At 44.4% G+C, this 12,246-nt stretch carries 13 protein-coding genes; 9 read left to right on the top strand and 4 right to left on the bottom strand.

Translation table 11 applies throughout. From position 1 onward, the window contains the following. Window positions 1-109: 109 nt before the first annotated feature. Window positions 110-538 carry an EamA family transporter gene (locus tag Xbed_RS15085; RefSeq protein WP_086113728.1) on the top strand — a complete coding sequence of 143 codons (429 nt, stop codon included), beginning with the start codon at window positions 110-112 and terminating at the stop codon, window positions 536-538. Between the two features lie 72 nt (window positions 539-610). Here Xbed_RS15085 and pgm read toward each other — a convergent pair whose 3' ends face one another. Both pgm and seqA read right to left on the bottom strand, forming a co-directional pair. Beyond that, the gene (pgm, locus tag Xbed_RS15090; protein WP_086113729.1) at window positions 611-2,251 is read right to left on the bottom strand and encodes a phosphoglucomutase (alpha-D-glucose-1,6-bisphosphate-dependent); all 1,641 of its coding nucleotides are present in this window, start codon (window positions 2,249-2,251) and stop codon (window positions 611-613) included. Between the two features lie 162 nt (window positions 2,252-2,413). Then, window positions 2,414-2,947, bottom strand: a complete 534-nt coding sequence (gene seqA / locus Xbed_RS15095) for a replication initiation negative regulator SeqA (RefSeq protein WP_086113730.1) — start codon at window positions 2,945-2,947, stop codon at window positions 2,414-2,416. A gap of 259 nt (window positions 2,948-3,206) precedes the next feature. Between seqA and ybfF the strand changes: the two genes are divergently transcribed. Both ybfF and Xbed_RS15105 read left to right on the top strand, forming a co-directional pair. After that, a complete protein-coding gene (gene ybfF / locus Xbed_RS15100) occupies window positions 3,207-3,986 on the top strand; it encodes an esterase (protein ID WP_086113731.1) in 780 nt (259 codons plus the stop codon). A 265-nt stretch (window positions 3,987-4,251) separates the two neighbouring features. Then, window positions 4,252-4,986, top strand: coding sequence for a class I SAM-dependent DNA methyltransferase (locus tag Xbed_RS15105; protein WP_086113732.1), 735 nt, complete (start codon window positions 4,252-4,254; stop codon window positions 4,984-4,986). A 48-nt stretch (window positions 4,987-5,034) separates the two neighbouring features. On the opposite strand, the gene Xbed_RS15110 is transcribed toward Xbed_RS15105, so the two are convergent. Together Xbed_RS15110 and sfnG are read right to left on the bottom strand one after the other, a co-directional pair. Further along, complete coding sequence (locus tag Xbed_RS15110) at window positions 5,035-5,853, bottom strand: inositol monophosphatase family protein (RefSeq protein ID WP_086113733.1); 819 nt, start codon at window positions 5,851-5,853, stop codon at window positions 5,035-5,037. A gap of 64 nt (window positions 5,854-5,917) precedes the next feature. Further along, window positions 5,918-6,997 carry a dimethylsulfone monooxygenase SfnG gene (gene sfnG / locus Xbed_RS15115; RefSeq protein ID WP_086113734.1) on the bottom strand — a complete coding sequence of 360 codons (1,080 nt, stop codon included), beginning with the start codon at window positions 6,995-6,997 and terminating at the stop codon, window positions 5,918-5,920. Window positions 6,998-8,196: 1,199 nt separating this feature from the next. Here sfnG and tssI point away from each other — a divergent pair. From tssI to Xbed_RS15145, 6 genes are all read left to right on the top strand, one after another. After that, on the top strand, window positions 8,197-8,928 hold the full coding sequence (tssI, locus tag Xbed_RS15120) for a type VI secretion system tip protein TssI/VgrG (RefSeq protein ID WP_244182511.1): 732 nt from the start codon (window positions 8,197-8,199) through the stop codon (window positions 8,926-8,928). 17 nt (window positions 8,929-8,945) lie between these two features. Then, window positions 8,946-9,260 (top strand): hypothetical protein, encoded by a 315-nt coding sequence (locus Xbed_RS15125; protein WP_244182512.1) that lies wholly within the window; start codon window positions 8,946-8,948, stop codon window positions 9,258-9,260. Then, on the top strand, window positions 9,257-9,490 hold the full coding sequence (locus Xbed_RS15130; RefSeq protein WP_086113735.1) for a hypothetical protein: 234 nt from the start codon (window positions 9,257-9,259) through the stop codon (window positions 9,488-9,490). The genes Xbed_RS15125 and Xbed_RS15130 overlap by 4 nt, the downstream gene beginning before the upstream one ends. Window positions 9,491-9,588: 98 nt before the next feature. Continuing rightward, window positions 9,589-10,773: a DUF2515 family protein gene (locus Xbed_RS15135; RefSeq protein WP_086113736.1), complete on the top strand. Its 1,185-nt coding sequence runs from the start codon at window positions 9,589-9,591 to the stop codon at window positions 10,771-10,773. Next, a complete protein-coding gene (locus Xbed_RS15140) occupies window positions 10,770-11,387 on the top strand; it encodes a hypothetical protein (RefSeq protein ID WP_086113737.1) in 618 nt (205 codons plus the stop codon). The genes Xbed_RS15135 and Xbed_RS15140 overlap by 4 nt, the downstream gene beginning before the upstream one ends. A 195-nt stretch (window positions 11,388-11,582) precedes the next feature. Then, window positions 11,583-12,083, top strand: a complete 501-nt coding sequence (locus Xbed_RS15145) for a hypothetical protein (protein ID WP_339373819.1) — start codon at window positions 11,583-11,585, stop codon at window positions 12,081-12,083. The last annotated feature ends 163 nt before the right edge of the window (window positions 12,084-12,246 follow it).

Consider the following 12,246-nt stretch of genomic DNA (forward strand, 5'->3'; position numbering starts at 1 on the left):
TATCAGGCCATGATTTCGGGTGTGAGAGCCGTGAAATGTATCACAGTTGACTCACGCCTTTTAATATTCCGCCTGTTGCACTTAATATGTTAACTCAGCATTAATTGAAATGAGTACCTGGCTGATTTATGCCTTACTATCAGCGCTAACCGCAGCACTGGTGGCTATCTTTGGAAAAATTGGGTTGCAGAATTTGGATACCAATACAGCAACCGCCATTCGTGCTGTCATCATGGCCCTGTTTCTGGTCGGCGTGGTTGTTGTGCAGGGAAAATTGAATCTCATCAGCGAAGTTCTCGCCAATCGCAAGGCGCTCCTGTTTATCCTATTAAGTGGCGTTGCCGGGGCGCTTTCCTGGCTATTCTATTTTCTGGCGATCAAGCATGGCAACGTTTCCCAAGTGGCTCCCATCGATAAATTGAGCGTGGTATTTGCCGTCATTCTGGCCGTGATATTATTGGGGGAAAAAATTTCTCTGGTCGCTGCCGCAGGGGTTGCCCTGATTACCGTCGGAGCCTTGATGGTTGCTTTGGGATAAAAAATAGAGCGCCATAAAAACCGGAAAGCCGTAGCGGTTGCTACGGCTTATTATTGAGATACGGGTTAAAACTTAACCCGCAGTAAACACTTGATTGACGATTTCCTGTGCCTCTTGCTCAATTTTTTCCCGATGTTCCGCACCGAGGAAACTTTCACAATAGATTTTATAGGCTTCTTCCGTACCGGAAGGACGGGCAGCAAACCAGCCATTGTCACTCATGACTTTTAGGCCACCAATGGAAGCGCCATTGCCCGATGCGGTTGTCAGGCGGGCCGTGATTGGATCGCCCGCCAGCCTGTCGGCCTTGACCATTTCTGGTGATAATTTGGACAACAAGGCTTTTTGCTGATGCGTCGCCGCCGCCTGAATACGGCTGTAACTGGGGGTGCCGAATTTGGCCGCCAATTTGTCATAACGCTGCTGTGGATTCTCTCCGGTCACGGCGGTCATTTCAGCCGCCAGAAGACAAAGGATGATACCATCTTTATCCGTTGACCACGGTGTACCATCAAAACGCAGGAAAGAGGCGCCGGCGCTTTCTTCTCCGCCAAAACCCAGCTCGCCTTTGTACAATCCATCCACAAACCATTTAAAACCGACAGGGACTTCGATTAACTCGCGCCCCAAATCCGCAACAACACGATCAATCATGGCGCTGGAAACCAGAGTCTTACCCACGGCAATACTTTCAGACCATTGTGGACGATGGCGGAATAAGTAATCCACCGCCGTTGCCAAATAATGGTTAGGGTTCATCAAACCAGCCGGTGTAATAATCCCGTGACGGTCATAATCCGGGTCATTGGCAAAGGCCAAATCAAATTTACCGCGCAGCTCCAGCAACCCCGCCATTGCCCAGCGAGATGAGCAATCCATGCGGATCACACCGTCATGATCCAGAGTCATAAAGCGGAAAGTCTGATCAATCTTATCATTAACCAGTGTCAGGTCGAGATGGTAATACTCCCCAATCCGCTGCCAGTATGCAATCCCGGAACCGCCCAATGGATCGATGCCAATTTTTAAACCTGCCTGCTGGATCGCCGCCATATCCACAACGTCACCCAACGCAGTGACATAAGGATCAATCAAATCCTGAGAATGCAGGTATTCACTTTTTAATGCCCGTTCATAAGGCACTCTTTTGATCCCATTGAGATCATTCGCCAGTAATTCGTTGGCACGCCGTTCAATGATTGCGGTCAAATCGGTATCGGCTGGCCCACCATTGGAGGGATTATATTTAATGCCGCCGTCTTCCGGCGGATTATGGGATGGCGTTATCACAATCCCATCAGCCCGATTTTTTCCCTGACGGTTGTAACATAAAATGGCATGGGAAATCGCAGGAGTCGGGGTAAAACCATTATTCTCCTGCACAATCACATCCACACCGTTGGCCGTCAAGACTTCCAATACCGAGATAAACGCCGCTTCTGAAAGCGCATGGGTATCTTTACCCACATAACATGGCCCAGTCACTCCCTGCTGCGAACGGACTTCCACGATCGCTTGGGAAATAGCCAGAATATGGGCTTCGTTAAAACTGTTGCGTCCAGAACTACCACGATGGCCGGAAGTGCCAAACTTGACCTGATGCGCTGGGTTTTCGGAATGGGGTTGCAAGGTGTAATACTGTGATGTGAGCTGGGCAACATTGATTAAATCATGTTGCCGGGCAAGTTGCCCTGCTCTTGGATGAATTGCCACTTTATTTCTCCTGAGAGGCTGCACTGGCTTACTTTGTCAGTGCAGTATAAATAAGTTAAGCGGTTGGTTATAGAGCAACTATACCCGTCATACTTCAAGTTGCCTCTTTGTTGGCTGTGTTCCCTTGCCGCCGCGATGCAACTCGAATTATTTTGGGTATAACTAAATAGTGCCACACACTTTTTCAATCAGATTCGCCGGAAACTTCATATCCTGCATAACATGTTCAATCATGCTGCGCTTACGGTCAGTATTGGTATTGGTGATCACCCAAAAAGGTGTGCCGGGGATATGACGTGGCTTGGTTTGTTTACCGCTAGCCAGTAGCGTATGCTCATCGCCTGCAAAATAGGTGCGGGTACGACCATGCATCGCTTCCGTTGTTTTGGAAAAACTTTCACTGTTTAGGCTATACAGCGTGGACAGGATCAACATGAAGCGTTCAACAGATTTTTTCTTCTCAGCGTATTCATCGGAAAGCAGTAATTCGCGGATAACGCGAACCGCATCACGGGAACGGGCAACGGGAATTTTAACAACAGGTGTAGGATCGTTGGCAGGCGGTGTAATTTGTACTGGCTGCCCGGCGTCCAATTTCAAGATGCGCCGTAAAATATCAGATGCACTTTCACCGATATGCAGGGTTTGGCTTGCAATAAAGCGGTAAAGGTCTTCATCAACTTCTATCGTTTTCATTTCTATCCAGTACTGTTCTTAATGAAAAAATTATCCTGAGATTATAAGATATAATGCCACAAAACAAAACAATTAAACTTTCAATAACTTAAAGTGATTCTTTTTAAAATTGCCAATCTCTGGAAAAGCGACTTTCCTCTAAAATAAATCAATCAGTTACATCTATTTCATCTCATTGAGTTTGTCACTGCCCATGAGTCATGATATTAAACATCTCAATATTAAACATTGTATAAATGGCATTAAATTCAGGTAAACCATGAAGTCAAATAGTCAATTAAATTATCATTTCCACACACCGGAAAATCCGCAATCATCGACGCCCATTGTCTTGATCCACGGACTTTTTGGCGATTTAAACAACCTTGGGGGGCTGGGACGCGATTTACAACAACATTATCCGGTCATTCAAATTGATGTGCGTAATCACGGTATTTCACCCCTGATGGAAACCATGGATTACCCCAATATGGCACAGGATGTTCTGGCGCTCCTTGATAAGCTCACGCTATCCAAGGCCACGGTTATTGGGCATTCCATGGGGGGCAAAATCGCCATGGCCATGACCGCCATGGCACCAGAGCAGATTGACAAAATCGTCGTGATTGATATGGCTCCCGTTGCCTATCCCGTTCGCCGGCACGACAGCATTTTCACCGCGCTGAACAACGTCACGGCCGCCGGCGCACAGACCCGGCAAGCAGCAACAGAGATTATGCGTCAGGACATTCAGGAAGAGGGCGTCATTCAGTTTCTGCTGAAATCGTTCCGTCAAGGGGAATGGAAATTCAACCTGCCGGTGTTGCAAAAAGAGTACGAAAAGATTATCGGTTGGGAAACGATCCCTGCTTGGCACAAACCTGCCCTGTTTATCCGTGGCGGAAACTCAGATTACGTGACTGAAGCATATCGGGAAGATATCGTCAGGCAATTTCCACAAGCAACAGCATGGGTTGTGGCTGGTTGTGGGCATTGGGTACACGCAGAAAAACCGGAAGCGGTACTCAGGGCAATTCATCGTTTTTTAGAAACAGAATAATGATAATATCAACCCATAAAATATGGGTTGATAAAAAAACCAATATATAACCAGAATAATCCGGGTTGCATTGCGGCGGAAAGGGCGCACAGCCAACAAAGAGGCAACTTGAAATATGACGGGTATAAAAATAATTATATCCAATTCATCAATGGCATCCTAATATATCCCAAAGGAAAAAACATCAGTAAATATTAAATCAACAATAATTAATGTATCCCATAAACAAAAAGAACATCTTGACTTTAATTAAGGATAAAAAATAATGAAAGATAATATTTTATATAATCCTATTGCCCATCTTTACGAGAGCTTTTCAGATTCAACGCCCCATATTGATGTAGAAATTCGGACGATGCTCAATCTGGCCGGAGATGTACAAGGAAAATCAGTGTTAGATTTAGCCTGTGGATATGGTCTTTTTAGCCGGAAATTCAAAAGCCTCGGCGCATCAAAAGTGATTGGTGTCGATATATCAGATAAAATGATAGAAATTGCCAGAAATAAATCGCGACAATACAACGATGGCATAGAGTTTCATCTCAGTGATGTCTGCAAGATGGGATCATTCGGAAAATTTGATCTCGTCGTGGCCGCCTGGTTATTTTGCCATGCGGAATCACTTGAAGATCTTAAGACCATGTTTCGTGTCGTTGCCGACCATCTTAAACCGTCCGGTAAATTCGTCGCTTATACCTTTGAACCTGATTATCGATTGGCAAACGGGAATTATGAAAATTATTTCATCAAAGTTCTGAGTGAAGAGCCAGTAAAAGATACCACTCTCGTAAAAGCGGAATTTCTGACGACGCCTCCCAGTCCTTTCACGATGTATCGCTGGAGCCGTGAACAATATGCAGAAGCCATCAATGAGGCGGGTTTAAAACATGAATGGCATAAGCCCATGTTGTTAGAAAGTGATATTGCGAGCCAACCTCCGGGTTTCTGGGATAATTATCAACGAAACTGCCTTGATACCGCGCTGGTTTGTCAACTCTGACAAAATATTCTGAGGCCATATATTACACGGCCTCAGAATTAATCCTCATTATCCTGTTACTTGAGCCATAATAGAAAAATTCATGCTTTCCACTACGCTATCAAGCAGTTTGGGTGTACATGCTGATACCAGACTTCCCCCAAACATCACTTTTTCCCGGCTGCCTTTTAACGTACAGAAATCCCCGCCCGCTTCTTTAATGCAAGGCAAAATCGCCGCGCTATCCCACGGTTTCATCAAAGTATCAATCGCACAATGCAAGCGTCCAGAGGCGACCATGGCATGTTGGTAACAATCATTGACAAAAGTAAAATCACGGGCTGATTTTACCAGCGAATCCAAATTATAAGCGATTGTGCCATCGGCAAGATGATAGCTTGTGCCGTGTATTCCTGAAGCGGTGATCACCGCCTGTTCCACCCTTTGCGGTGAGTTTTCGGCAATTTTGAGTTGGCGCCGTGGCTTACCTTCCACACTCATCCAACATCCCTCACCTTTTGCCGCATAAACCACCGTCGAAATCGCCGGAAAGCTCATCACCCCCACCACGGGATCACCTTGTTCAACAAAGGCAATTAATGTACTGAATAACGGAACGCCATATAAAAATGCCCTTGTACCATCAATGGGATCAATGACCCAGCCAGATTCAAATTTTTCAGCGCCCTCCAGACCAAACTCTTCGCCCAAAACAGGCACACCCGGACTGCGTTTTGCCAATAGGTCACGAAGTTCTGTTTCCAGCATGAGATCAGTTTGGGTGACAACGGAACGATCCGGTTTATAATCAAACTTCCCTGCTCCGTCAAAAGCATCTTGAGTCTTTTTTCTGATGATATTCACGGCTTCAAGGGCTATCTTCAACATCGGTTTGTGACTCCTTTTTGTTGTGGAAGAGAATTGTTATGGGGGAGAATAAAAATTTGTTCTGCTACAATTCATTTTCAAGCTGACGAACAAGCGGGATGATATTTTTACCAAAATATTCCAGTTCTTCCTGAATATGCAGAAAGCCAAGCAACATCAAGTTTACGCCCGCTTTTTTATATTCAATGATCCGTTGGGCTATTTGCAACGGGGTGCCAATAAGATTGGTTTTGAAGCCATCGTTATATTGCACGAGATCTTCAAGTGTCGATTTTGCCCAGTTACCCTCTTTTTCCGGTGATGCATTGCCCGCATTCTGTACTTCATGGTGAAAACCTTTTACCGCGTCAAAATCACTGTGATCTAAAATATCCTGCAATACTGCATTAGCTTCTTGCTCAGAATCACGGGCAATGGCAAAGCCATTTACCCCTATTTTGACCCGGTGGTTAGTCAATCTCTCTTTGCTCCTGATATCCTCAATCTGTTTCTGGATATACTCTACGCTGCCACCATTGGTGAAATACCAGTCAGAAACACGTGTCGCCATATCTCTGGCCGCTCTCGAACTCCCGCCCTGAAAAACTTCAGGAAGTGGCTCCAGAGGCTTCGGTTTTAAAACATAATCCCGAAAGCGATAAAAGTCACCCGCAAAACTGAAAGAAGGCTGCGACCAGACGCCTTTTAAACAGCGGATAAACTCTTCGGAACGCAAATAGCGCTCCTCATGATCCAACCAAGGTTCACCAATCGCTTTGAATTCACTGCGAAACCAACCACTGACAATATTCACTGCGATGCGGGCATTATAGAGTTGGCTAATCGTTGCTATTTGTTTAGCCGCCAGAGCCGGATTCCAGGGACCGGGCAAAAGTGCTGCGATCACTTTCAGACGTTCTGTGACCGAAAGCAAATCCTGAGAAAAAGTGACCGATTCATGTTGGTTATCCGCACCATACCCGGCAGTAAATCGAATTTGAGTTAAGGCATAGTCAAAACCCACATTTTCTGCGGTCTGGGCTAATCGGCGATTATAGTGATGATCCCAATGAGTTCGCTGTTTAATTTTACTGATCACCAACCCACCTGAAACATTAGGAACCCAGTAAGCAAATTGAATGGGGGAGGAGTTAAATTTAATCATATAACCTCTACTTAGGGCCTGTGTTAAGGATATTTTGCTCCATAATTTGCCCGTCATTAAATAGGTTTTCATCATGATGACACACTGAAATTCCGAGGATCCCTGACTCCCCCGCAGTATGAGGAGTCAGAAAATGCCCCACAATTTTGAAATGTCATTTAATTAAAATTAATATAAATAGGATTAATGGCTAAAAAATAAAACGGTAAATTTTATTGGAAACAATGCCTATAATATCGAGATTTATAAAGCTCATTTACCTAAGGAAAAAGAAAATCTGATGAGTGATTTTTCCAATCAGCCATTTAATTCATGGATAAAAACAGAATAGTGTTTTTCAAGTTTAATATTATTTTCCATTGAGTATATAGCTTCATAATTTTTATAAGGTATTTCACTATAAATATCCACATAGTTTAGACAAAGAACTAAAAGTAATAATTAATTTCCATTCGTTATATACCCAATGGATTTCAAGATGCAGCGCGACGGCAAGGGAACTCATCCTCAGGAGCATAGATCACTATGTGACTGGGGTGAGTGAGCGCAGCCAACAAAGCTGCAACTTGAAAGACGACGGGTATAAGAATAATGAGATTATCTTAGCCACTATTTTAACTAGTTATTCTGATGAGCCCAGACCCATAAGAAACACAAAAGAAAACAACCATTACAAAATAAACTTCCAGAATGATTATTAATATAAATGACCTTTTACACCACCAAATTGATAAATATTTCCCACTCAATCCTAAATATAAAGTCCACGATAATAAACACCAGATAAAAGCCTGAAACGTGCATGACAGCATGACTGGAAACAAAAAGCCGTGCCAATTTGTGATTTAGTTCACAATCTATTAACAATGGCAAAATTTTGAATTCCTCTCTCAACCCAGTGCAGGTCTGAAATTAAGTCAATACGCTTTATCAATCCCCTTCTAACCTACTTAAAAACAGCCCTATTCATTAATGATATTTATGTCATTATCTGCATAATAAGTAACCCTCAAGATATCTTATCTATTTCATTGAAACACGGGCACGCCATATATTGATAGCATCAATGAATCATCTAAGGAAAGCATGAAAAAAGATAAAGAATCGCTGTACCTGCAAGAACTGGCCGCTGACCCTGAATCCGGACTGTTACCGCGATCCGGGGGAAATGTAAGCCATCACAACAAGGAGCAACCACAATGACTATGCCGCCCACCGCCAAAAGCGGGTTACGTTTTGTTTTTCGGATCGCCGGCCTGCCGTTGCAGTACAACCCGCAACCGGAGACGGCACACGGGCTGGATACCATTTATCAGGTCTATCTGGGCGTCGGCATGAGTCCGCAACGCAGCCTGCACAAAGATTACAACCCGGACAGCCCGTGCTATCACCTCTCCCATATGCACAGCAGCGACGGTTACCGCGATTTCGGCAGCCAGACCCCCTATACCGTGTTCGAGAGCTACGGGCGTTTCCAGAAAGATGCCGCCGCCAAACCGTTCCTGAAATACCGGCAGGAAGCGCTGGATAACCAGAAGCAAAGCGGCAACGGGCGCAGTAACTGCATCAAGCTGATGCCGGGCAAAATCTTCGAAATTAAAAATCACCCCCATACCCCGCTCAATACCCGCTGGCAGATTGTCGGCATCCATCATTATGGCCGCTGCCCGCAGGCATTCGGGCACGATGGCGGTGAAGGCACCACACTCAGCAATGATTTCAGCTTTATCGACGGTCTTGCCGACTGGCGCCCGCCGTTTCACTACAAACCGCTGGCCGATGGCGATGAAACCGCGATGGTGGTCGGGCCGGCCGGCGAGGAAATTTTCGTCAATAAAAACGGGGCCATCAAGGTGCATTTCCACTGGAACCGTTATGACGAGGCGGATGATGGTGCGTCCTGCTGGGTTCGCCCGTCACAGAACTGCTGATAGACAGGCCGCAACCAATGCGGTTTTGCCGTCCCGACGCGTGTAGCGAAGGTAACAGCGAAATCCCGTTTACATTGGGTGAGCATTTGCTGGCAGTCTGGTTACGTTCTCCCTACGGACTGAACGTGTTAACCAGTTCACTTTATTGCGATTTATGGGAAAACCACGGCCAGATGGCGAAGCAACTGGATCAGCCTGAAGGCAGTCTGGAATCACAGATTGAGCACTGGTTGCGGCAAAAACTCGCAACCGGACAACGTATTGAAAAAGTATCCAGTCAGGATTACCTGCTGGCGATGGAACAAGAAAAAGAACAGGAGAGAGAGCGATGAGTGATGAAAATTCGGTTTATTGCCATGATTGCCAGAAAATACTTAAAAATGACTTATACATTAAACTTGTCAGAGACTATACAAATGAGCCTATCTCTAATGTGCCTTACATTCTGACAAATAAAGGGCTGGAACATTCGGGAACAAGTGATGGTTATGGTATGAATCTTGAAGAGGGTTTAACCAGCACACCGTTCACCATCAAAATAAATCCTTCTCAGTCGGTCTAGTTGACGCGCCTCATTAAAAAGATGGATGAGACGAACAGAAGAATATAAACGCTTAGTCATAGCATGATATTAAACCTATTTTAATCAGGAAGATGTAAATGACCGAAGTCTTTAAAAAACATAAATACGATGACATGGAGTTGTACAAGAGCACCCAATCTGTTGCAGCCTGTGACTGCCATCTCGAAGAAAAAGACGGAAAACAAATTAAAGTCATTGATGTACCGATACTCACTTGTGAGTGTGTCTGGCGCAGGTATCAGAAAGAGGCCGAAGACATTGTTGCACCGGGAGGCAAGTTGATTGCCGATCCCATAGAACGCAACCAAAAAATTAGTGCAGCTTATGCTAAAATTTGGTTGGCCGATAATCGTTTCCAATGGGCCGGTCTTGCTGCTTTTGCTTCTAAGCAGGTAGGGTGTGGATTGATGCATGCTTCTACGGTAATGAAAAAAGTGGAAGCTGAGCATGACGCCCAAAAACGCTCGACTAAAGTCATGGAGGAGGCAAAAAAAGAAGTAGATAATCCGATGTTCCCTGGTTACCCACCGTTTATTATTGCCGGTGAAAGTGCGGATGATGTTGGGCAAGCTATAGAAGTAACTAGGAAAGCTAACAAAAATAATCCAGTACCTGCTGATTTGCCTATTGGTGAAAAAGGATTAGCATACGCATCAGTCAACCATGTGTATCAAATGATGACTCTGGGAAATACATCGTTATTTCTGGATGTATATCCGCTGCACGCTTTCTACAAGCAACGTGGGTTGGAGGAACTCAAAACTTGCCTGCCTGCACGTAAAAATATCTACGGCAATAGCCAATTCCCGATATTGTGGCCGATAAAGCAAGAGACGTTACGATTTGGTAACGACTATGCGGAGATTTTACAAACCTTTGAGGCGATAGATTCGGGTAATATTGCTAAAAGTGTCGAGTACCTTGCTTACCACGAGCAGGTCAATATATTACAACCCTCAATGTACAGTGATAACAGTTTCGTATGGGCATTGCGTAGCAACCATTGGACCTATATCAGCGGTTTACTTTCTGGTGCATCAGAATCTGTTGAATTAACGCTAACTAGTCAATGCGTACCTGTTAACGATGGTAGAACTATCAAATTTATCGATGACTGGGGACTAGACCTATCCAATATCAACTCACGTATGCCATTCGTTCTTAAGGCGGCAACTCGTTTTAATGAATTGCTAAATGGTAGCAATCGAGGTTTGATACAAAAATCTATAGAAGAAATTGCTGCAAGAGGCGGTGACAAATGAGACTGTTACAATCAATAAGCCGACGGCACGGTGGTTTTATTTTAGCATTGTCAATCGTTCTGGGCTTGGGGATAGCCTATATCTATTATTCATTTTATTCTCGTGACCCAGAAATAGCCCTAGTGATTGGTGAACCTTACGAGGCGATGAGGCAGCGATCTAGTGCTGCTATTGCCCCACATCTTCCAGGCCATGCTTGGTATAACACTCCGAAAACGGATGCACGTTTACGTTTTACTGACCTCAAATATGGATTTGTGACTCCCCCAGCCCGATTTTTTACTGTTATGTTTGATGATGGAATAATCAATAGCGTGCGCATGTCGCCACAAATTGAGCCTTTACTCTACAACGATGCAATTAAGATAGTATTGGATTTACAAGATCAGTGGCGCAAATCGGGTTGGGTACTTACTAAAGGATACCAACCCTTGGCTAATACACCAGAATTACATGCTCAACTTCATAGTTTAAGAGGCTTTGAAGCAACTTATTGGCAAGCCAGTGATCAGTACCAGATCAAACTGGACATAGGGCGTTTTAAAGATGACAGACATCCTAATGAAGAGCGATATTTGATCACTCTGGCAATAGCCAAGCCGTGGGTAGGGTGATAGTCGTACAAGCTTAGATGAGAATGGAAATATTATTTTTCACACCTACTATCCAGATGACACTGACGCGCTGCGCTTGTCTCCTCCGTGTGACCGGGCTAATACATTAACCCGGTCACACGGAGAATTGAAAAAAATATCTCCATTACTATCGATTATCTCTATATCACTACACAGATTAGGGAGAGGTGTCGAATGATTCTGTTACAAAATATAAGCCAGCGGCGTAACGGCTTAATCTTAGTGTTATTCGTTATCCTAGGATTGGCCTCTGCCTACCTCTATCATTCTTTTTATTCCCGTGAACCCGCTGAGATAGCTTTAGTGATTGGTGAACCTTACGAGGATATGCGACAACGATCCAGTGCTGCTATTGATCCTGATATTCCGGGCGAAATTTGGTTCAATGTACCAAAAACGGATGCACGTTTACGCTTTACTGACCCGAAATATGGATTTGTTACCCCTCTAGCCCGATTCTTTGTTGTTAAGTTTAATAATGGAATAATCGAGAATGTACGTATGTCGCCACAAATTGAGCCGTTACTCTACGAAGATGCAATCAAGATTGCATTGGATTTACAAGATCAATGGCGCAAAGCAGGTTGGGAGCTTACTAAAGGGTATCTACCCTTGGTTAATACACCTGAATTGCATGAGAGTCTTCGCCGTATGAAAGGTGGGGCATTCACATAATAAAATCGGCATTCCGTCCCCCTTTGGGATAATGGATTTCAACCATCGTAACGGGATAAAAGCAAAGTGGCGGATTTTTATCCGCCACTTTGGCTGTCATTTGATGGCTCACTCTTGTGAGCCATTTTCGTTAATGCGTGGATAATTCCTAACGGAAAAATCT

It is taken from the genome of Xenorhabdus beddingii (assembly GCF_002127545.1).
Lineage (GTDB): Bacteria > Pseudomonadota > Gammaproteobacteria > Enterobacterales > Enterobacteriaceae > Xenorhabdus > Xenorhabdus beddingii.

Coding starts and splice junctions, on each gene's coding strand:
- Xbed_RS15130 (WP_086113735.1), top strand. CDS start 9,257: ATGAGTGATGAAAATTCGGTTTATTGCCATGATTGCCAGAAAATACTT.
- seqA (WP_086113730.1), bottom strand. CDS start 2,947: ATGAAAACGATAGAAGTTGATGAAGACCTTTACCGCTTTATTGCAAGC.
- Xbed_RS15125 (WP_244182512.1), top strand. CDS start 8,946: ATGCGGTTTTGCCGTCCCGACGCGTGTAGCGAAGGTAACAGCGAAATC.
- Xbed_RS15085 (WP_086113728.1), top strand. CDS start 110: ATGAGTACCTGGCTGATTTATGCCTTACTATCAGCGCTAACCGCAGCA.
- tssI (WP_244182511.1), top strand. CDS start 8,197: ATGACTATGCCGCCCACCGCCAAAAGCGGGTTACGTTTTGTTTTTCGG.
- Xbed_RS15110 (WP_086113733.1), bottom strand. CDS start 5,853: ATGTTGAAGATAGCCCTTGAAGCCGTGAATATCATCAGAAAAAAGACT.
- Xbed_RS15105 (WP_086113732.1), top strand. CDS start 4,252: ATGAAAGATAATATTTTATATAATCCTATTGCCCATCTTTACGAGAGC.
- Xbed_RS15140 (WP_086113737.1), top strand. CDS start 10,770: ATGAGACTGTTACAATCAATAAGCCGACGGCACGGTGGTTTTATTTTA.
- Xbed_RS15135 (WP_086113736.1), top strand. CDS start 9,589: ATGACCGAAGTCTTTAAAAAACATAAATACGATGACATGGAGTTGTAC.
- Xbed_RS15145 (WP_339373819.1), top strand. CDS start 11,583: ATGATTCTGTTACAAAATATAAGCCAGCGGCGTAACGGCTTAATCTTA.
- sfnG (WP_086113734.1), bottom strand. CDS start 6,997: ATGATTAAATTTAACTCCTCCCCCATTCAATTTGCTTACTGGGTTCCT.
- ybfF (WP_086113731.1), top strand. CDS start 3,207: ATGAAGTCAAATAGTCAATTAAATTATCATTTCCACACACCGGAAAAT.